Genomic DNA, 22124 nt, shown 5'->3' with positions numbered 1-22124 from the left:
GCTTGACCGGAAGCCCCGTCTCCCGTCCTTCCCCAGGACGGCGAGGCGGGGCTTTTCGCGTGGCATTCGTGGAATTTTGCATTCCGGTAACGGGGAATTCGGCCTGCTTCCACCCCGTCGCACTATCACTTGTGATGAAGGCGACAGAGAGCCCCGGAAACCCCCTCGGGAAACTGACATGTCGTCGCATGGTGCTAGCATTCGATCTTGTTCGACTTTGGAAAGTGTGTACGGGCGGGGTGAACTCCCGTACACCGGGGGGCCAGAGGCGATTCCGCATAGCCCCCTGCTGACGCGTGGGGGATTCTCAGAGTGTTCGACGGGCCGCAGTCCGCAAGCAATCCTTTGTCGGTAGCCCAGGAGCGCGTCTGGTTCGCCCAGGAGCTGGCTCCGGACAGCCTTCTCTACAACGTCAACGGCTATGTGGAGATTCGCGGCGCACTCGACGAGGCGCTCTTCGAGAAAGCCCTGCGTCAGGCGGTCGACGAGGCCGAGGCGCTGCACGTCACGTTCGGCGAGACGGACGGCGTCCCCCTGCAGTACCTGCGGTCCGACCGCGACTGGCCGCTCCCCCACGCCGACCTGACCTCGGCCGACGACCCCGGCGCCACGGCGTTCGCGGCCATGCAGGCGGACCTCGAACAGCCCATTGACCTGCTGAATGGTCCGCTGTTCAAACAAATGCTGTTCAAGGTCGGCCCCGACCGATTCTTCTGGTATATGCGGACGCACCACATCGTGTGCGACGCCTATGCCTTCAATCTCCTCGTGCAGCGTGTCTCGACGTGCTATACCGCGCTCACGGAAGACGGCCACGAGATACCCGCGACGCCTTTCTCCCCGCTCTCCGAGTTCCTCGACGAGGACATGAAGTACGCCGAGGGCGAGCGCAGCGGCAGGGACCGCGACTACTGGCTGGAAAAGTTCGGTGACGACCCCGACATCCTGAACCTGCCCGACCGGGCCACCGGACTGTGGGCCGAGTCGAAGAGCCATGGCTCGTGGCTGGAAGCCGACTATTTCGCGGAAATCAAACGGCTCGCCCGGGAGGCCCGCTCGACCTGGCAGGTCACCCTGACCGCCGCCGCCGCGGCCTATCTGCGGCACTTCACCCGCACCGATGACGTCGTGCTCGGCTTTCCCGTGACCGGCCGTCTCACGCCGGTCACCCGGGAGACCCCCGGCATGGCCTCGAACGTGCTCCCGCTGCGGATCGCCGTGCGGCCCGACATGTCGTTCGGCGACCTGCAGCGCCACGTCGGCCAGGAGATGCGCGGCCTGCTGCGCCACCAGCGCTACCGCGGCGAGGACCTCCGCAAGGACCTCGGCCTCGGCGGCCTCTCCCGCCGCATGTTCGGCCCCTCCATCAACTTCCTCCCGCTGGAGGAAGGCCTGCGGTTCGGGCCCTGCGTGGCCTCCGTGCACGGCATGCCCAGCGGGCCCGTCGACGACCTCGTCATCATCTTCGAGGGCGGCTCAGGCGACGACGGCATCGGCGTCCGGATCACCGGCAACGTCGCCGCGTACAACGCCGCCGCCATCACCGGCCACGGGCAGCGGTTCGTCGCCTATCTGCGGGCGCTGACCGCCGATCCCGCACGGCCCATCGGCACCCTGGACGTCATGGCGCCGGACGAGCGGGCGCGCGTGCTCACGGAGTGGAACGGAACCGCCCACGATCTGGACGCCGGGACGCTCCCCGACTGGTTCGAGGCGCAAGTCCGGCGCACCCCCGACGCCACCGCCCTGGTGCACGAGGGCGAGCGGCTGACCTACCGCGAGCTGAACGAGCGGGCCAACCGGCTCGCCCACCGGCTGATCGCCCGCGGGGCCGGTCCCGAGCGGCTCGTCGGGCTCGTCCTGCCGCGCTCCGCCGAGCTGGTCGTGGCCGTCCTCGCCGTGCTCAAGTCCGGCGCCGGATATCTGCCGGTCGACCCGGACGCGCCGGCCGCCCGGATCGACGCCGTCCTCGCCGAGGCCCGGCCCGTCCTGGTGCTCGACACCGTCGAGGCCGTACGGGACGTGGCGGGGCATCCCGCGAGCGACCCCACCGACGCCGACAGGGCCGCGCCGCTGCGGGCCGATCACCCGGCGTACGTGATCTTCACGTCCGGTTCGACGGGCAAGCCGAAGGGTGTGGTGAACACCCACCGCAACGTCACCCGGCTGCTCTCGGCCACCGAGGAGCAGTACGGCTTCGGCGAGCGGGACGTCTGGACGCTCTTCCACTCCTACGCCTTCGACTTCTCGGTGTGGGAGCTGTGGGGCGCGCTGCTGTACGGCGGCCGTCTGGTGGTCGTGCCGCACACCGTCTCGCGCTCCCCCGAGGCCTTCCTCGACCTGCTCGCCGACGAGCGGGTCACGGTGCTCAACCAGACCCCGTCGGCGTTCTACCAGCTCATCGAGGCCGACCAGCGGCGCCCCGGCACCACGCTCGCCCTGCGTTACGTCATCTTCGGCGGCGAGGCACTTGCCCCGGGCAGGCTCGGCGAGTGGTACGACCGCCACCCCGACGACCGGCCGACGCTCGTCAACATGTACGGCATCACCGAGACCACCGTGCACGTCACCCAGCACGCCCTCACCCGCGCGTCGGCCGCCGCCGACAGCGGAAGCACCGTCGGCCCCGCCCTGCCGGACCTGCGCGCCTATGTGCTGGACGCCGGTCTGCGGCCGGTGCCGCCCGGCGCCGTCGGGGAGCTGTACGTGGCCGGTCCGGGGCTGGCCCGCGGCTACCTCGGCCGCCCCTCGCTGACCGCCGACCGGTTCGTCGCCTGCCCCTTCGGCCCGGCGGGCAGCCGGATGTACCGCACCGGCGACCTGGCCCACTGGACGTCCGACGGCCTCCTCGTCCACGAGGGCCGCGCCGACCACCAGGTGAAGATCCGCGGGTTCCGGATCGAGCTCGGCGAGGTCGAGGCCGCGCTCTCCCGGCATCCGCGGGTCGCCCAGGTCGCGGTCGTGGCGCGCGAGGACCGCCCCGGCGACAAGCGGCTCGTCGCCTATGTGGTGCCTCGTGACGGCGGCTTCGACCCGTCCGAACTGCGCTCGTACGCGGGCGAGTCCGTCCCCTCGTACATGGTGCCCGCGGCTGTCGTCGCCGTGGACTCCCTGCCGCTCACGCCGAACGGCAAGCTCAACCAGCGTGCGCTGCCCGCGCCCCGGTTCGACACCGCCTCGGCGGGACGTGCGCCGCGCACCGCGCACGAGGAGATCCTCTGCGGGCTGTTCGCCGAGGTCCTCGGCGTGGAACAGCCCGGCATCGACGACAACTTCTTCGACCTCGGCGGCCACTCGCTGCTCGCCACCCGCCTCGCCGTGCGGGTACGGGCCGAGCTCGGCGCCGAGATCCAGCTGAGCACCCTCTTCGAGTCGCCGACCGTGGCGGGCCTCGCCGCCGCGCTGGCCGCGGACCCCGCGGCGGGCGCCGCCGTCCGCCCGGCGCTGGTGCCGATGCCCAGGCCCGAAGCGGTCCCGCTCTCCTTCGCCCAGCAGCGGCTGTGGTTCCTGCACCAGGTCGAGGGCGGCGGGTCGACGTACAACATGCCGCTCGCCCTGCGGCTGCGCGGCGACCTCGACCGCGAGGCGCTGCGCGCCGCCCTGGGTGACGTCGTCGCCCGGCACGAGTCGCTGCGCACCGTCTTCCCGGAGACCGACGGCGCCGCACGCCAGACCGTGCTCGCCGCCCCCTCCGTGCCCCTCCCGGTGGCGGAGACGGACGAGGCGCGGCTCTCCGGCCTCCTGGACGACGCTGCGCGCACGGACTTCGACCTGTCCCGCGAGATACCGCTGCGCGCCACCCTGTTCAGGCTCGGCGAGCGGGAGCACGTGCTGGCGCTCGTGCTGCACCACATCGCGGGCGACGAATGGTCGATGGCCCCGCTGGCACGCGACCTCGGCACGGCCTACGCGGCGCGTCTCGAAGGCGGCGAGCCCGGCTGGCGGCCATTGCCCGTCCAGTACGCCGACTACAGCCTGTGGCAGCGCGAGCTCCTCGGCGACGAGACCGACCCGGACAGCCTGGCCCACCGGCAGCTCGCGTACTGGCGCACGGCGCTCGCCGCCCTGCCGGAGGAACTCGACCTGCCCACCGACCGGCCACGCCCCGCGGTGACCGGCCACGAGGGCGCGGCGCTGCCCGTGGCCCTCGGCGCGGAACTGCACCGGGCGCTCGCGGACCTGGCGGCGAGCCGCGGGGCCACGCTGTACATGGTGCTCCAGGCCGGACTCGCCGCGCTGCTCAGCCGGTTGGGCGCGGGCGACGACATCCCCGTCGGCAGCCCGGTCGCGGGCCGCACGGACGAAGCCCTCGACGACCTCGTCGGGTTCTTCGTCAACACCCTGGTCCTGCGCACCGACACCTCGGGGAACCCCGGCTTCGGCGATCTCGTGGACCGGGTCAGGGCCGCCGATCTGGAGGCGTACGCCCATCAGGACCTGCCGTTCGACCGGCTCGTCGAGGTGCTCAACCCGGCGCGTTCCGCGAGCCGGCAGCCGCTGGTGCAGATCCTGCTCGCGCTGCAGAACACCCCGGAAGCCGGCATGGAGCTGCCCGGCATCGACCTCGACCGGTACGCCGTCCACCCCGGCGGGTCCAAGTTCGACCTCTCGCTGAGCCTGACCGAGACCCGGGACGCGTCCGGCGCGCCCGCCGGCCTCGATGGCTTCATCGAGTACAGCACCGACCTGTTCGACCGGGGCACCGTCGAGCTGCTGGTGGGCAGGCTCGTACGGCTGCTGAGCGCCGCGGTCGCCTCGCCCGAGCGGGGCATCGGCGACATAGAGCTGCTCACGGACGCCGAACACACGCGGCTCGCGGGCGAGTTCAACGACACCCGGCGTGACGTGCCCCGGCTGACCGTGCCCGCGCTCTTCGAGGCACGGGCCGCCGAGTCGCCGGACGCGCCCGCCGTCGTCTTCGACGGGACCGGTCTCTCCGAGGGCTCTGGTCCCTCCGACGGCACCAGCCTCTCGTACGGCGAGCTGAACCGGCGTGCCAACCGGCTCGCCCGCATGCTCATCGCGCGCGGCATCGGCCCCGAGGACACGGTGGCCCTGATGCTGCCGCGCTCGGCGGAGCTGGTCGTCGCGGTCCTCGCCGTACTCAAGTCCGGTGCCGCGTATCTGCCCGTCGACCCGGCGTACCCGGCCGACCGCATCGCGTACCTGCTCACCGACGGAGCACCCCGGCTCACGCTCACCACGGCAGCCCTCTCTGGCGGGCTGCCCGCGGACACGGCGCACTGGACGGCCGAGGAGTGGACGGCGGCGGAGGAGGCGACGGCCGGGCTCATCGGTGCTGATGTTCTCTCCGGTGCGTACTCCGACGTCCTGTCCGAGGCGAACGTGACGGACGCCGAGCGGCACGGCCCGCTCACGCTCTCCCACGCGGCCTACATCATCTACACCTCGGGATCCAGTGGTCGCCCCAAGGGAGTCGTCTGCACCCACAGGGGCGTGGCGAGCCTGCTCGACGCCCGCGGCAACCTCCTCGCCCTCGGCCCCGGCGACCGGGTCCTCCAGTTCGCCTCGCTCAGCTTCGACGCGGCGTTCTGGGAGCTGTCCATGGCGCTGCTCTCCGGCGCCACCCTGGTCCTCGCCTCGCCCGACAGGCTGCGGCCCGGCGCCCCGCTGGTGGCGCTCGCGGCCGAGCACGAGGTGACGCATCTGCTGCTTCCACCGTCGGTGCTGGACGTCCTGGCGCCGTCGGACCTGCCGACGGTGCGCACGCTCCTGGTGGGCGGTGAGGCGTCCTCCGGCGAGCTGGTGTCCCGCTGGTCCCCCGGCCGCCGGATGATCAATGCCTACGGCCCGACGGAGATCACCGTCTGCGCGACGCTGAGCGGGCCGCTGTCCGGCGACGCCAGGCCGCCGATCGGCCGGCCGGTCACGAACATGCGCGCCTACGTCCTGGACGCGCGGCTGCGGCCGGTGCCGGTCGGTGTCGTGGGTGAGCTCTATCTCGCGGGCGAGGGTGTGGCGCGCGGATATCTGGGGCGTCCGGGTCTGACGGGTGAACGCTTCGTGGCCTGCCCGTTCGGGGAGCCCGGCGAGCGCATGTACCGCTCGGGCGACCTCGTGCGCTGGAACGCCTCCGGTGAACTGGAGTACCTGGGCCGTGCTGACGACCAGGTCAAGGTCCGCGGCCACCGCATCGAGCTCGGCGAGATCGAGTCCGTCCTGACGGCGCGGCCGACGGTCGCCCAGGCGGTCGTGGTGACGCGGGCGGACCGCCCCGGTCAGCTCGTCGCGTACGTCGTTCCGGCGGACCCCGGCCATGAGGTGGACGCGGCGGAGCTGCGCGCCCAGGTCGCGGCGGCGCTGCCGGAGTACATGGTCCCGGCCGTCGTCGTGGCCTTGGACGCCCTGCCGCTGACCCCGAACGGGAAGCTGGACCGGCGTGCCCTGCCCGCCCCCGACTTCGGAGCCGTAGTGGCGGGCCGTGCCCCGCGCACCCCCCGCGAGGAAGTCCTCTGCGGACTCTTCGCCGAAGTCCTCGGCGTCCAGCACGTCGGCATCGACGACAACTTCTTCGACCTGGGCGGCCATTCGCTCCTGGCCACCCGCCTGGTCAGCCGCGTCCGCTCCGTCCTGGGCATCGAACTCTCCCTGGGCGCACTCTTCGAAACCCCCACCGTCGCCGGACTCGCCACGGCCGCCACACAGGCGGACGCGGCACGGCCCGCGCTGACGCGGCAGCATCGTCCGGACGCGGTGCCGCTCTCCTTCTCGCAGCAGCGGCTGTGGTTCCTCAACCGCCTGGAGAGCGCGGGCGCGCTCTACAACATGCCGCTCGCCCTGCGCCTCACCGGCCGACTCGACCGCGACGCGCTGCAGGCCGCGCTCGGCGACGTCGTCGCCCGGCACGAATCCCTGCGCACCGTCTTCCCGGACACCGACGGTGCCGCACGCCAGACCGTCCTGGGCTCCGCCCCGGTGCCGCTGCCGGTGACCGAGACCGACGAGCGGGAGCTTCCGGGCCTGCTGAGTGCGGCTGCTGGGGCGGGCTTCGACCTGTCGTCCCACATCCCCGTACGCGCAAGCCTGTTCAGGCTCGGTGCGACCGAGCACGTCCTGTCGCTGGTCCTGCACCACATCGCGGGCGACGGCTGGTCCATGGGCCCCCTGGCCGCCGACCTCGGCACGGCCTACGCCGCCCGCCTGAAGGGCGAGGCACCCGGCTGGCAGCCGCTGCCCGTCCAGTACGCCGACTACGCCCTCTGGCAGCGCCAACTCCTCGGCGACGAGGACGAGTCCGGCAGCCTGGCACACGCGCAACTCGACTACTGGCGCAAGAACCTCGCCGCCCTCCCCGAAGAACTGGAGCTGCCGACGGACCGGCCGCGCCCCACCGAGTCCAGCCACCAGGGTGGCCGCGTGGCGGTGGAGTGGGACGCCGCACTGCACCAGCGGCTGGTGGAGTTCGCGCGCGAGTCCTCCTCGTCCGTCTTCATGGTCGTACAGGCCGCGCTCGCGACGCTGCTCAACCGACTCGGCGCCGGGGACGACATCCCCATCGGCAGCCCCATCGCCGGACGCACCGACGAAGCCCTCGATCACCTCATCGGGTTCTTCACCAACACCCTCGTCCTGCGCACCGACGTCTCCGGACAGCCCACCTTCCGAGAACTCGTCTCCCGCGTCCGCACCACCGACCTCGACGCCTACGCCCACCAGGACATCCCCTTCGAACGCCTCGTCGAACTCGTCAACCCCACCCGCTCACGCTCCCGCCACCCCCTCTTCCAGGTACTCCTCGCCTTCCAGAACACTCCTGAGGCGTCCCTGGAACTGCCCGGTCTCGCAGTCGGGATCGAGGGAGTCGACGTCGGTGTCGCCAAGTTCGACCTGTCGATCAACGTGCAGGAGCGGCACGGGGAGCAGGGCCCTGCGGGCATCGGCGGCACGCTGGAGTACAACGGCGATCTCTTCGACCACGAGACCGCGGCGGCGCTCACCGCACGCCTCGATCATGTCCTGCGCGCCCTCCTGACGGACCCGGACCGACCGGTCAGCCGGGTCGAACTCCTCGACGCCGACGAGCGGCACCGCATCCTGACCGACTGGAACGACACCTCGGCCCCGGTCCAGCACGACACCCTCCCGGCCCTCTTCGAGGCCCAGGCCGCCCGCACCCCGGACGCCGCCGCCGTCATCCACGACGGCACCACCCTCAGCTACGCCGAGCTCAACGCGCTCGCCAACGGTGTGGCGCGGCAGCTCACCGAGCGGGGCGTGGGTCCCGAGGACCTGGTGGCGGTGGCCATGCCCCCGTCGCCGCGGCTTCTCGCCGGGCTGCTCGGCGTGCTCAAGGCCGGTGCCGCCTATCTGCCGGTCGACTGCGACTACCCGGCCGACCGCATCGCGCACATGCTGCGGGACTCCGCTCCCGCGCTGCTCCTGACGACGGAGGAAACGGTCGCCGGGCGCCCGGAGTTCGGCGCGGATGCAGAGCTCGGCGGCGAATCGTCCGGGCTGCCCCGGCTCTTCGGCGACCGCGTGCAGCCCGTATCCGAGAACCCGGACGACGAGCGGCGGACCCGTCCGCTGCGGCCGCACCACCCCGCGTACGTCATCTACACCTCGGGTTCCACCGGCGTCCCCAAGGGCGTCGTCGTGGAGCAGCGCAACCTCGTCGACTACCTGGAGTGGGCGGGCCGCAGCTACCCGAGCGCGGGCGGATCCGCGCTGCTGCACTCCTCGGTGTCCTTCGACATGACGGTCACCGCGCTCCTGACGCCGCTGACCGTCGGCGGCTCTGTGTGCGTGGGCAGTCTCGACGAGGCCGGTCTTCCGGCCACCGCGCCGACCCTGCTCAAGGGCACGCCCAGCCACCTGCCGCTGCTCGAAGCCCTCCCCGGGCACGCGTCGCCGACCGGCGACCTGCTGCTCGCGGGCGAGGCGCTGACCGCCGAGGCCCTGGAGAGCTGGCGCTCCGCGCACCCCGACGTGACCGTGCGGAACGTCTACGGCCCGACCGAGACGACCGTCAGCTGCACCGAGCACCGGATCGCCCCCGGCACTGACCCGGCATCCGGCCCCGTGTCCGGACTCGCATCCGGCCCGCTGCCGATCGGCCGTCCGCTCGCCAACACCCGTCTGTACGTGCTCGGTTCGGGCCTGCTGCCCGTTCCTGCCGGAGTGCCCGGCGAGCTGTACGTCGCCGGACGCGGTGTGGCGCGCGGTTACCTGGGGCGTCCGGGTCTGACGGGTGAGCGTTTCGTGGCCTGCCCGTTCGGGGAGCCCGGCGAGCGCATGTACCGCACCGGCGACCTCGTGCGCTGGAACACGGACGGCGAACTCGAGTACCTGGGCCGTGCGGACGACCAGGTCAAGGTCCGCGGCTTCCGCATCGAACCCGGCGAGATAGCCGCCGTCCTCGACCGCCACCCCACCGTCTCCCACGCCGCCGTCGTCGTACGCGAAGACCGACCCGGCGACAAACGCCTCGTGGCGTACGTGGTCCCCGCGAACCCCGGCCAGGACATCGACCCCGCCGAACTCCGCACCCACGTAGCCGCCACCCTGCCCGAATACATGGTCCCGGCCGCCGTCGTCACCATGGACGCCCTGCCGCTGACTCCGAACGGGAAGCTGGACCGGCGTACCCTGCCCGCCCCCGACTTCGGAGCCGTAGTGGCGGGCCGTGCCCCGCGCACCCCCCGCGAGGAAGTCCTCTGCGGACTCTTCGCCGAAGTCCTCGGCGTCCAGCACGTCGGCATCGACGACAACTTCTTCGACCTGGGCGGGCATTCACTGCTCGCCACTCGCCTGGTCAGCCGCGTCCGCTCCGTCCTGGGCATCGAACTCTCCCTGGGCGCACTCTTCGAAACCCCCACCGTCGCCGGACTCGCCACGGCCGCCACACAGGCGGACGCGGCACGGCCCGCGCTGACGCGGCAGCCGCGCCCCGAAGCCGTACCGCTGTCGTTCGCCCAGCAGCGGCTGTGGTTCCTCAACCGCCTGGAGAGCGCGGGCGCGCTCTACAACATGCCGCTCGCCCTGCGCCTCACCGGCCGGCTCGACCGCGACGCACTGCAGGCCGCGCTCGGCGACGTCGTCGCCCGGCACGAATCCCTGCGCACCGTCTTCCCGGACACCGACGGCGAAGCCCACCAGACCGTCCTCGGCGTCGAAGCCGCGTACGTACCCATCCAGCAGATCGCCGCCTCCGATGAGGCGGAGCTGCGTTCCGCGCTGCGCCAGGAGATGACGGCGGGCTTCGACCTGTCCTGTGAACTGCCCTTGCGCGCGGCCCTGTTCGCGGTGGGCGAGGACGAGCACATCCTGTCGCTGGTCCTGCACCACATCGCGGGCGACGGCTGGTCCATGGGCCCGCTGGCCGCCGACCTCGGCACGGCCTACGCCGCCCGCGCCGAGGGCGAAGCCCCGGACTGGCAGCCGCTGCCCGCCCAGTACGCCGACTACGCCCTCTGGCAGCGCCAACTCCTCGGCGACGAGGACGAGTCCGGCAGCCTGGCACACGCGCAACTCGACTACTGGCGCAAGAACCTCGCCGCCCTCCCCGAAGAGCTCGACCTGCCCACCGACCGGCCCCGTCCCGCGGTGGCCAGCCACGACGGCGGCATGATTCCGCTCGACTGGGACGCCGAACTGCACCAGCGAGTGGTGGAGTTCGCGCGGGAGTCCTCCTCGTCCGTCTTCATGGTCGTGCAGGCCGCACTCGCCGCTCTGCTCAACCGACTCGGCGCCGGGGACGACATCCCCATCGGCAGCCCCATCGCCGGACGCACCGACGAAGCCCTCGATCACCTCATCGGGTTCTTCACCAACACCCTCGTCCTGCGCACCGACGTCTCCGGACAGCCCACCTTCCGAGACCTCGTCTCCCGCGTCCGCACCACCGACCTCGACGCCTACGCCCACCAGGACATCCCCTTCGAACGCCTCGTCGAACTCGTCAACCCCACCCGCTCACGCTCCCGCCACCCCCTCTTCCAGGTACTCCTCGCCTTCCAGAACACCCCCGAGACGGCCCTCGAACTGCCCGGCCTCACCATCGGGGCCGAGCCGGTGGACACCGGTGTCGCCAAGTTCGACCTGGTGTTCAGCCTGCGCGAGCGTGCGGAGACCGGTGGCCTGCACGGGCTCCTTGAGTTCAGCGGTGACCTCTTTGACGCCATCACCGCCGCCGGTCTCGCGCGCCGCCTGGAAACCCTCCTGCGTGCCGTGGTCACCGAGCCGGACGTCCCGGTCAGCCGGGTCGAGCTGCTCGGCGCCGACGAGCGGCAGCAGGTCCTCTCCGGGTGGAACGACACCGCGACCCCGGTCGAGCACGGCACCCTGCCGGCCCTGTTCGAGGCCCAGGTGGCCCGCACCCCGGACGCCGCCGCCGTCATCCACGACGGCACCACCCTCAGCTACGCCGAACTCGACGCACGGGCGAACCGCCTGGCCCGGCTGCTGGTCAGCCGTGGTGTCCGGCCCGAATCGGTGGTGGCCCTCGCCATCCCCCGCTCGGCGGACCTCGTCATGGCCGTCCTCGCGGTCGTCAAGGCGGGCGCCGCGTACCTGAACATCGACCCGGACTACCCGGCCGAGCGCGCCGCCTACATGTGCGCGGACGCCGCGCCCATGGGCCTGCTGACCGTGGGCGACGCCGGTAGGCGCGTCCCGGACTCCGTGCCGCGCTGGCACCTCGACGGGCCCGAGGCCGCCGCAGGGCTCGCCGCCTTCCCCGCGGTCGCCCTGACCGATGCCGAGCGGCAGTGCGCGCTGCGCACCGACCACCCGGCGTACATCGTCTACACGTCGGGCTCCACCGGTACGCCCAAGGGTGTCCTGGTCACGCACCACGGTCTTGCGAGCCTCGCGCTCTCCCACCAGGAGTCCCTCGGGGTGGACGGCGCTTCGAGGGTGCTGCAGTTCGCCTCGCTCAGCTTCGACGCATCGGCGTGCGAGCTGGCCATGACGCTGCTGTCCGGTGCGGCCCTGGTCGTGCCGCGCCCCGAGCAGGTCATCGGGGACGCCGTGGTGCGGCTGATGGCAGAGGAGCGCGTCACGCACGCCATGCTGCCGCCCGCCTTCGTCGCCACCCTGGACCCGGAGCGCGTACCCACGCTGCGCGGTCTGATCACCGGCGGCGAGGCCTGCCCGCCCGAGGTGACGGCCCGCTGGTCGGCCGGGCGGCGGATGCTCAACGCGTACGGCCCGACCGAGTCGACCGTGTGCGCCACGCTGAGCGCCCCGCTGACCGGAGCCGTGTCGGCGCCGATCGGCCGGCCCATCGCCAACACCCGCGTGTACGTGCTGGGTTCGGGTCTGCGCCCGGTGCCCGCCGGGGTCGTGGGTGAGCTGTATCTGGCGGGCGACGGTCTCGCCCGCGGTTACCTGGGGCGTCCGGGTCTGACGGGTGAGCGTTTCGTGGCCTGCCCGTTCGGGGAACCCGGCGAGCGCATGTACCGCACCGGCGACCTCGTGCGCTGGAACACGGACGGCGAACTCGAGTACCTGGGCCGCGCGGACGACCAGGTCAAGGTCCGCGGCTTCCGCATCGAACCCGGCGAGATAGCCGCCGTCCTCGACCGCCACCCCACCGTCTCCCACGCCGCCGTCGTCGTACGCGAAGACCGACCCGGCGACAAACGCCTCGTGGCGTACGTGGTCCCCGCGAACCCCGGCCAGGACATCGACCCCGCCGAACTCCGCACCCACGTAGCCGCCACCCTGCCCGAATACATGGTCCCGGCCGCCGTCGTCACCATGGACGCGATCCCGCTCTCCCCCACCGGCAAGGTCCACCGCGAGGCGCTGCCCGCCCCGGACTACGACGCGGTGATCTCGGGCCGCGCCCCGCGCACCCCGCGTGAGGAAGTCCTCTGCGGGCTCTTCGCCGAGGTCCTCGGTCTCGCCAGGGTCGGCATCGACGACAACTTCTTCGACCTGGGCGGGCATTCACTGCTCGCCACTCGCCTGGTCAGCCGGGTCCGCTCCGTCCTGGGCATCGAGCTGCCGCTCGCCACCCTGTTCGAGGCACCGACGGTGGTGGGTCTCGCCGCCGTGTCGACCGGCGCCGATGCGGCCCGCCCCGCGCTGGAGCCGCAGGAGCGTCCGGAGCCGCTGCCGCTGTCCTTCGCCCAGCACCGCCTGTGGATGCTGAGCCGCCTGCACGACGCGGACGCCCTCTACAACATGCCTGTGGTGCTGCGCCTCACCGGCACCGTGGACCGCGAAGCCCTCCAGGCCGCGCTCGGCGACGTGGTCGCCCGGCATGAATCCCTGCGCACGGTCTTCACCGAGTCCGACGGGCACGCGGAGCAGCGGATCCTCGCACCGGCGGAGGCGGACTTCACCCTGTCCGTCACGCGCACCGACGAGCAGGAGCTCCCGGGGCTGCTGAACGCGGCGGCGGGGGCGGGCTTCGACCTGTCCTCCGAGATACCGGTGCGGGCCAGCCTGTTCACGCTCGACGAGGCCGATCACGTACTGCTCATCTCACTGCACCACATCGCGGGCGACGGCTGGTCCATGGGCCCGCTGGCCGCCGACCTCGGCACGGCCTACGCCGCCCGCCTGAAGGGCGAGGCACCCGGCTGGCAGCCGCTGCCCGTCCAGTACGCCGACTACGCCCTCTGGCAGCGCCAACTCCTCGGCGACGAGGACGAGTCCGGCAGCCTGGCACACGCGCAACTCGACTACTGGCGCAAGAACCTCGCCGCCCTCCCCGAAGAACTGGAGCTGCCGACGGACCGGCCGCGCCCCACCGAGTCCAGCCACCAGGGTGGCCGCGTGGCGGTGGAGTGGGACGCCGCACTGCACCAGCAGCTGGTGGAGTTCGCGCGCGAGTCCTCCTCGTCCGTCTTCATGGTGGTGCAGGCCGCACTCGCCGCCCTGCTCAACCGGCTCGGCGCCGGGGACGACATCCCCATCGGCAGCCCCATCGCCGGACGCACCGACGAAGCCCTCGATCACCTCATCGGGTTCTTCACCAACACCCTCGTCCTGCGCACCGACGTCTCCGGACAGCCCACCTTCCGAGACCTCGTCTCCCGCGTCCGCACCACCGACCTCGACGCCTACGCCCACCAGGACATCCCCTTCGAACGCCTCGTCGAACTCGTCAACCCCACCCGCTCACGCTCCCGCCACCCCCTCTTCCAGGTACTCCTCGCCTTCCAGAACACTCCCGAGACGGCCCTCGAACTGCCCGGCCTCACCATCGGGGCCGAGCCGGTCGACATCGGCGTCGCCAAGTTCGACCTGTCGCTGAGCCTGCGGGAGGGCACGGACGGACAGAGCGCCGCCGGAGTCCGCGGGATGCTCGAATACAGCACCGATCTCTTCGACCACGAGAGCGCGGGCCTGATCGCGGGCCGTCTGGAGCGGCTGCTGCGGGCGGTCGTCGCCGATCCGGACGTCCCGGTCGGCCTGGTCGACATCCTCGGCCCGGAGGAGCGACACCGGACCCTGGTCGAGTGGAACGACACCCAGGTGGCCGTTCCAGGGCTCGGCTCGACAGTTCACGAGACGTTCGCCGAGCAGGCCCGGCTGCGGCCGGACGCCGTGGCGATCACCTCGGGCGCCCGGCACCTGACGTACGCCGAACTGGACCGGCGGGCCAACGGCCTCGCCCACCACCTGGTGGACCTCGGTGTGCGCCCCGAGGACCGCGTCGCCGTGCTCATGGAACGGTCCGCGGACCTCGTGGTCGCCCTGCTCGCCGTGCTCAAGGCGGGCGCGGCCTACGCCCCGCTGCACGAGAGCTACCCGGACGAGCGCATGCGTGACGTGCTGCGCGGCTCCGGCGCCCGGGTCCTGGTCACCGACCGCGCGTGGCGGGAGCGGGGCGTGCCGGAGAACGCGGCGCGGGTCGTGCTCGCCGAGGAGGGCGGGGTGTCGGACCACGCGCCCCGGATCCCGGGGCGGACGGACGCGCTCGCGTACGTCATGCACACCTCCGGTTCCACCGGGGAGCCCAAGGGCATCGCGATCTCCCACCGTTCGCTCCTGGAGCTCGCCCTCGACCCGTCCTGGGCGGAGGGGGGCCGTCACGAGCACGTGCTGATGCACGCCCCGTACGCCTTCGACATCTCCGACTACGAGCTGTGGGTGCCGCTCCTGTCCGGCGCGCGGGTCGTCCTCGCGCCCCCGGGCGAGCCGGACATCGCCGAGCTCAAGCGGCTGATCGTCGAGGAGGGCATCACCGGTGTCCACTTCACGGCGGGGCTCTTCCGGGTCGTCGCGGACGATCTGGGTGACGCGCTCGGCGGCGTCAGGGAGATCCTCACCGGCGGCGACGTGGTGTCGGTCGCGGCGGTCGAGGGCGTGCTGCGCGCCGCCCCGCACGTGGCCGTGCGCCATCTGTACGGGCCCACGGAGATCACCCTGTGCGCCACGACGCATCTGGTGACCGCCCCGGACGCTCTCGGCGACCGGCTGCCGATCGGCCGCCCGATGGCCAACACCCGTACGTACGTGCTCGACGCGTCGCTCGCGCCGGTTCCGGTGGGTGCCGTCGGCGAGCTGTACATCGCCGGCGCGGGCCTGGCGCGCGGGTATCTCGACCGTGCCGCGCTCACCGGCGAGCGGTTCGTCGCCGATCCGTACGGTCCGGCGGGTGGCCGCATGTACCGGACGGGCGACCTGGCGCGCTGGCTGCACGACGGCACGCTTGAGTTCGCGGGCCGTGCCGACGACCAGGTCAAGGTGCGCGGGTTCCGCATCGAGCCGGGCGAGGTCGAGGCGGCGCTCACCCGCCACCCCTCGGTCGCGCAGAGCGCGGTCGTCGTCCGCGAGGACCGGCCGGGCGACAAGCGACTCGTCGCCTACGTCGTCGCGGCGGACCAGAGCGTCGACCCGGCGGAACTGCGAGCCCACGTAGGCGACTTGCTGCCCGACTACATGGTCCCCTCCGCCGTGGTGCCCCTGGACGAGCTGCCGCTGACCCCCAACGGAAAACTGGACCGGGCCGCGCTGCCCGCTCCCGTGTACCGGACCGGATCGGCCGCCGCGCCGCGCACGGAGCGGGAGGTCCTGGTGTGCCGCCTGGTCGCCGAGGTGCTCGGCCTGGAGCAGGTGGGCGTCCAGGACAACTTCTTCGAGCTCGGCGGGGACAGCATCGGCTCCATCCAGCTGGCGAGCCGGGCCCGCTCGGCCGGTCTCGCACTGACCCCGAAGGACGTCTTCCGCACGCGTACGCTGGCGGAACTCGCTTCGGTGGCAGGCGAGTTGACGGATGCCGACACCACGGTGGCGGCCGACGACGGTGACGGCGAAGTGCCGCTCACCCCGGTCATGCACGATCTGCGCGCACGCGGCGGCGGCCTGGACGGACTGCTCCAGTCGGTGCTCCTCCAGGTTCCGGCCGACCTGACCGAGACGGGCCTGGCCGCGACTCTTCAGGCGGCGGTGGACCGGCACGACGTCCTGCGCCTGGAAGTCATGGACGCCGACTGGCGTCTGCGGGTGCGGCCCACGGGTGCGGTGTCGGCGGCCGAGCAGTTGCGCCGCGTCGACACGACGGGCATGGACGAGGAGTCGGCCCGTGCGCTGATGGCCAAGGAGGCGACCGCCGCGGGCGAGCGGCTCTCGCCGGAGGACGGCGTGCTGTTCCAGGCCGTCTGGTTCGACGCTGGCGAAACAGCCGCAGGGCGACTGCTCCTGACGTTGCATCACCTCGCGGTGGACGGTGTGTCCTGGCGTGTGCTGCTGCACGACCTGAGCACGGCGTGGGCCGCCGTCGCGGCCGGGGCGGCGCCTCGGCTCGAAGGGGTCGGCACGTCGTTCCGACGCTGGGCGAACCTCCTGACGGAGGAGGCCGCGAAGCCGTCCCGCACCGCCGAGCTCACCTACTGGACGGGGCTGTACGACCGGCCGGAGCGGCGCATCGGCTCACGGGAGCTCGACCCGGCGCGGGACACCACCGCCACGGCGCGTGCGCTCACGGTCGCGCTGCCCGCCTCGGTGACCGACGCCGTGCTGACCCGGGTGCCCGCCGCCTACAACGCGGGCGTCAACGACGTGCTCCTGACCGCGCTCGCCCTGGCGTTGCTGGCCGACCGCGACGGCACCGACGGCTCCGATGGCGCTGACGGCTCCGTTGGCTCCGACGGCGGTGCGGTGCTCGTGGAGGTCGAGGGCCACGGCCGGCACGAGGACCTGGTGGACGGGCTCAACCTGTCCCGCACCCTCGGCTGGTTCACGAGCGTCCACCCCGTGCGCATCGAGCCGGGCGCCGTCGACTGGGACGACCTGTGGCAGGCGGGGTCCGCCGTGTCGGACGTGCTCAAGCGCGCCAAGGAGCAGCTGCGGGCCGTGCCCGGCCAGGGTCTCGGCCACGGCCTCCTGCGGTATCTGAACGCGGAGACGGCACCGGCGCTGGCCGCCCTGCCCGTCCCGCAGGTCGGTTTCAACTACCTGGGCCGCTTCGACGGTTCGGGGCAGGCCGCCGACTGGGGTCTGGCGCCCGAGGCGACTCGGGACGACGGCGCGGGCATCCCGCCGGGCACGGCGATGCCGCTGCGCAACCCGCTCGCGGTCAACGCCATGACGCGACCCGGACCGGATGGGCCCGAGCTGCGCGCCACGTGGACCTGGCCGGAGGGTCTGCTCACCGAGGCGGAGGTGGCCGCGTTCGCGGACGCCTGGGTGCATGCGCTGACCGCGATGGCCCGGCATGTGGAGCGGGCCGACGCGGGTGGCGCGACGGCATCCGACTTCGACCTGGTCAGCCTCGACCAGGAAGAGATCGAGGCGTTCGAGGACGAGTTCGCCTTCGACGACTTCGACGACTTCGACGAGGACGAGCAGTTCGACCAGGACGGGGACCAGGGATGAAGCGCGAATCGGGCGCGAGGCGCGCTCCGGCACGCATTGAGGACGTGCTGCCGCTGACGGCCCTCCAGGAGGGCTTCCTGTTCCACGCGATGTACGACGAACAGGGCGCGGACGTCTACCACTTGCAGTTCGTCTTCGACCTGCGCGGGGACCTGGACGCCGGAGCCCTGCGCCGGGCCGCCGACGGGCTGCTCCGTCGGCACGGCAACCTGCGCGGCGCGTTCCGCCAGCGCCGCAACGGCGAATCGGTGCAGGTCGTCCTCGAACGGGTCCCGGTGCCGTGGAGCGAGCTCGACCTCTCGGAGCTGCCCGCGGCCGAGCGGGCCGAGCGGCTCGCCGCAGCCCTCGCCGACGACCGCGCGACCCGCTTCGACCTCAAGAAGCCCCCGCTGATCCGCTGCCGCCTGATCCGGCTCGGCCCGGCCGAGCACCGGTTCGTGCTGACGAGCCATCACATCCTGCTCGATGGCTGGTCGGTGCCGCTGATGCTGCACGAGCTGTTCACCATGTACGCCCAGGACGGCGGCGATCACACCCTGCCGCCCGTCCAGCCCTACCGCGACTATCTGCGCTGGCTCGCGGGCCGCGACCGCGCGGAGGCCACCGCCGCCTGGCAGCGGCACCTCGCGGACCTGGCGGGCCCGACCCTGCTCGGCCCGCCCGGCGCGGGCCGCGAGACCGTGCTGCCCGAGGAGGCCGAGGCCGAGCTGGACACGGAACTGACCGCGGAGCTCGCCGAGTTCGCCCGGCGCGGCGGCCTCACCCTCAACTCGGTGGTGCAGGGCGCCTGGGCGCAGGTGCTCGGCGCGCTCACCGGCAGCGACGACGTCGTCTTCGGCGCGACGGTGTCGGGACGGCCGCCGGAGCTGCCCGGCGTCGAGTCCATGATCGGCCTCTTCGCCAACACCGTGCCGGTACGGCTGCGTCTCGACCCGGCCCGGTCCCTCGTGGACACGATGGCGGGCCTGCAGACCGAGCGTTCGTCCCTCGCCGCGTACGAGTACATGGGGCTCGGCGAGATCCAGCAGCTCGCCGGGACGGGCGGTGAACTCTTCGACACGCTCTACGTCTTCGAGAACTACCCCGCCCCCTCCGGCGACGGCAAGCCCGCCTACCAGGGCCTGGAGATCGCCGGCACGGAGGGCCAGGGCGCCGCCCACTACCCGCTGACGCTCACCGTGCTGCCCGGCGCCCGGCTCCGGTTCCGGCTCACCTACCGGCCCGACCTGTTCACCCGCGAGACGGTGCTCGGCTGGGCCGGGCGGCTGCGCCGGGTGCTGCGGGCCGCCGTGGCCACGCCCGGACTGCCGGTCGGCCGCGTGGACGTGCTCGAAGCCGCCGAGCGGCAGCGCGTCGTCGAGGAGTGGAACGACACCGCGGCCGTGCTCGACGAGCGGTGCTGGCCCCGGCTCTTCGAGGAGCAGGTGCGGCGTACGCCCGACGCGACGGCGCTGTGGCAGGACGGCGAGGTCATCACGTACGCCGGACTGAACGCGCGGGCCAACCGTCTGGCACGCCTCCTGGTGGAGCGTGGCGCGGGCCCCGAGACGCTCGTCGCCCTCGCGCTGCCCCGCTCCCCGCAGCTGGTCGTCGCCCTGCTGGCCGTCCAGAAGGCGGGCGCCGCCTACCTCCCGGTGGACCTCGGGCATCCGCGCGAGCGGGTCGCGGCGATCCTCGCCGAGGCCGGTCCGCCCGCCGTCCTGACCACGCTGGACGACCGGCACCGGCTGCCCGAGGGGCAGATGACGCTCTGCCTCGACGATCCGGAGCTGTGTGCGGACCTGGCGGCGCGGGACGAGCGGGACCTGACCGACGCGGACCGCTCCGGGCCGCTGCGGCCCGCGCACCCGGCGTACGCGATCTTCACCTCTGGTTCCACGGGTGCGCCCAAGGGCGTCGTGGTGCCGCACCGGGCGCTGCTCAACTTCCTCACCGCGATGGGCGGCACGTTCCCGCTGGGCACCGCGGACCGGATGCTCGCGGTGACCACGGTCGCGTTCGACATCCACGTCCTGGAGCTCCAGCTGCCGCTGCTCACCGGGGCGAGCGTGGTCGTGGCCGACCGGGACGCGGTGCTCGACCCCGCCGCGCTCGCCGGTCTGATCCGGCGCAGCGGGGCGACGATCATGCAGGCGACGCCGACGCTCTGGCACTCCCTGCTGTCCGAGCAGGCGGACGCCGTCGCGGGCCTGCGCATGCTGGTGGGCGGCGAGGCACTGCCCGCGACGCTCGCCGCGCGGATGCGGGAGACCGGCGCGGAGGTCACCAACCTCTACGGGCCCACCGAGACCACGGTGTGGTCGACGTCCGCCGCGATCGAAGGCCCCGTACAGGGGGCGCCGCGTATCGGCAGCCCGATCCTCAACACCCGGGCCTACGTGCTCGACGGTGCCCTGCGTCCCGTCCTGCCGGGCGTGGCCGGTGAGCTGTATCTGGCGGGCGAGGGGCTTGCCCGGGGTTATCTGGACCGTCCCGCGCTGACCGCGGGACGCTTCGTGGCGGACCCGCACGGGGCTCCCGGGGCGCGGATGTACCGCACCGGTGACCTGGCGCGCTGGACCCCGGACGGCGATCTGGAGTACCTCGGCCGTACCGACCACCAGGTGAAGGTGCGCGGGCACCGCATCGAGCTGGGCGAGATCGAGACGGCGCTGGTCGCCGACGCGCGGGTGGCCCGGGCCGCGGTGGTGGTCCGCGAGGACCGGCCCGGTGACAAGCGGCTCGTCGGGTACGTGGTGCCGGCCTCCGCCGCGGAGTCCGCGCCCGGCGTGGACCCCACGGCCCCGGACGCCTCCGGGGGGCTTTCCGAGTCGCTGCGGGCGCACGTCCGTGACCGGCTGCCGGACTACATGGTCCCCTCGGTCGTCGTCACGCTGTCCGCCCTGCCGCTCACCCCGAACGCCAAGCTGGACCGCAAGGCGCTCCCGGCACCTGACGTGACGACGGGCCGCGGCACCGGCGGGCGCGCGGCACGCACCCCGCAGGAAGAGGTGCTGTGCGGGCTGTTCGCGGAGGTGCTCGGCCTGGAGTCCGTCGGCATCGACGACGACTTCTTCGAGCTCGGCGGCCACTCGCTGCTCGCCACCCGGCTGGTCAACCGCGTCCGTGCCGAGCTGGGCACCGCCACCTCGATCCGCAGCATCTTCGAGGCGCCGACCGTCGCCGGACTCTCCCGGCGCCTGCACGAGGCCGACGACCCGTTCGCCACCCCGCTGCGGCTGCGTGCCGGGCAGCGCGGCAGCACCCCGTACTTCCTCGTGCACCCGGTGGTCGGCATCGGCTGGTGCTACTCCGGGTTCATCACGCGCCTGGGCCGGGACACCCCCGTGTACGCGCTGCAGGCCCGCGGCCTGAACGCCGACGAGAAGTGCGCGGCCGACCTGCCGGAGATGGCCGCGGACTACGTGGCCCAGATCCGCGCGGTCCGCCCGAAGGGCCCGTACCGCCTGGCCGGCTGGTCGTTCGGCGGCCTGGTCGCCCACGAGATCGCCACCCGGCTGCAGGGCGAGGGCGAGGAGGTCGAACTGCTCGCGCTGCTCGACTCCTACCCCGCGCGGGCCGAGGAGACGTTCGCGCCGCCTGGCGGCGAACCGGGCAGCGGCCCGGACAGCGGCCTGGAGAGCGATCTGGAGCAGGAGATCCTGGCCGTGCTGACGGCCGCGCTGGGTCCGGCAGCCACCGGTGCCACCGGTGCCGCGGGCGGCGCGGGCGCCCGGGACAGGACCCTGACCGCGGCGGAGATCGCCGAACTGCTGCGCGAGCAGGACAGCCCGCTCGCGGGCATCGGGGAGGCCGGGATCGCGGCCTTCAGCCGGGTCGCCGCCAACAACCGGCGGATCGCCGGGGAGTTCGAGCCCGGCGTGTTCCGGGGCGACGTCCTGGCCTTCCGCTCCGGCCGGGCGGACGGGTCGCACCCCTACGCGGTCAAGGCGTGGGACTCCCATGTGACGGGAGAGATCCACGAGTACGAAGTGGACTGCACACACCTGGAGATGACCACCCCGGCCGCGCTGGACGTGATCACCCAGGTACTCAACGACCGGATGTCCGGTCGACGACAAGGAGAAGAAACAGCATGACGACCAACCCCTTCGAGGACGACAACGGCAGCTACCTGGTCCTGGTCAACTCCGAGGGCCAGCACTCCCTGTGGCCGGCCTTCGCCGACGTGCCGGCGGGCTGGGAGCGGGTGCACGGCGAGGACACCCGCCAGGCGTGCCTGGACCACATCGAGCGGAACTGGACGGACATGCGTCCCAAGAGCCTGGTCGATGACATGCAGTCCGTGAACTCCATGAACGCCGAACGGGTCTAGCGACCCGGGGAAT

3 protein-coding genes are annotated in these 22124 nt (G+C 72.7%); all 3 read left to right on the top strand.

The window, feature by feature from the left end; translation table 11 throughout:
- The first annotated feature begins 345 nt into the window (after positions 1 to 345).
- Genes OG302_RS27615 through OG302_RS27605 form a run of 3 tightly spaced genes read left to right on the top strand, consistent with a single transcriptional unit; the run spans position 346 to position 22111 of the window.
- Complete coding sequence (locus tag OG302_RS27615) at positions 346 to 17796, top strand: non-ribosomal peptide synthase/polyketide synthase (RefSeq protein ID WP_371529228.1); 17451 nt, start codon at positions 346 to 348, stop codon at positions 17794 to 17796.
- Positions 17793 to 21875 carry an amino acid adenylation domain-containing protein gene (locus OG302_RS27610; RefSeq protein WP_371529227.1) on the top strand — a complete coding sequence of 1361 codons (4083 nt, stop codon included), beginning with the start codon at positions 17793 to 17795 and terminating at the stop codon, positions 21873 to 21875. Before OG302_RS27615 ends, OG302_RS27610 begins: the two co-directional genes overlap by 4 nt.
- The gene (locus OG302_RS27605) at positions 21872 to 22111 is read left to right on the top strand and encodes an MbtH family protein (RefSeq protein WP_371529226.1); all 240 of its coding nucleotides are present in this window, start codon (positions 21872 to 21874) and stop codon (positions 22109 to 22111) included. The genes OG302_RS27610 and OG302_RS27605 overlap by 4 nt, the downstream gene beginning before the upstream one ends.
- Positions 22112 to 22124: the final 13 nt, after the last annotated feature.

Source organism: Streptomyces sp. NBC_01283 (assembly GCF_041435335.1).
Lineage (GTDB): Bacteria > Actinomycetota > Actinomycetes > Streptomycetales > Streptomycetaceae > Streptomyces.
The sequence above is the reverse complement of the archived record's forward strand: the minus strand, read 5'-3'. Positions and strand labels throughout refer to the sequence as shown.

Excerpts from the sequence above, each read along its gene's own strand:
- OG302_RS27610 (WP_371529227.1), top strand. The coding sequence starts at position 17,793 with ATGAAGCGCGAATCGGGCGCGAGGCGCGCTCCGGCACGCATTGAGGAC.
- OG302_RS27605 (WP_371529226.1), top strand. The coding sequence starts at position 21,872 with ATGACGACCAACCCCTTCGAGGACGACAACGGCAGCTACCTGGTCCTG.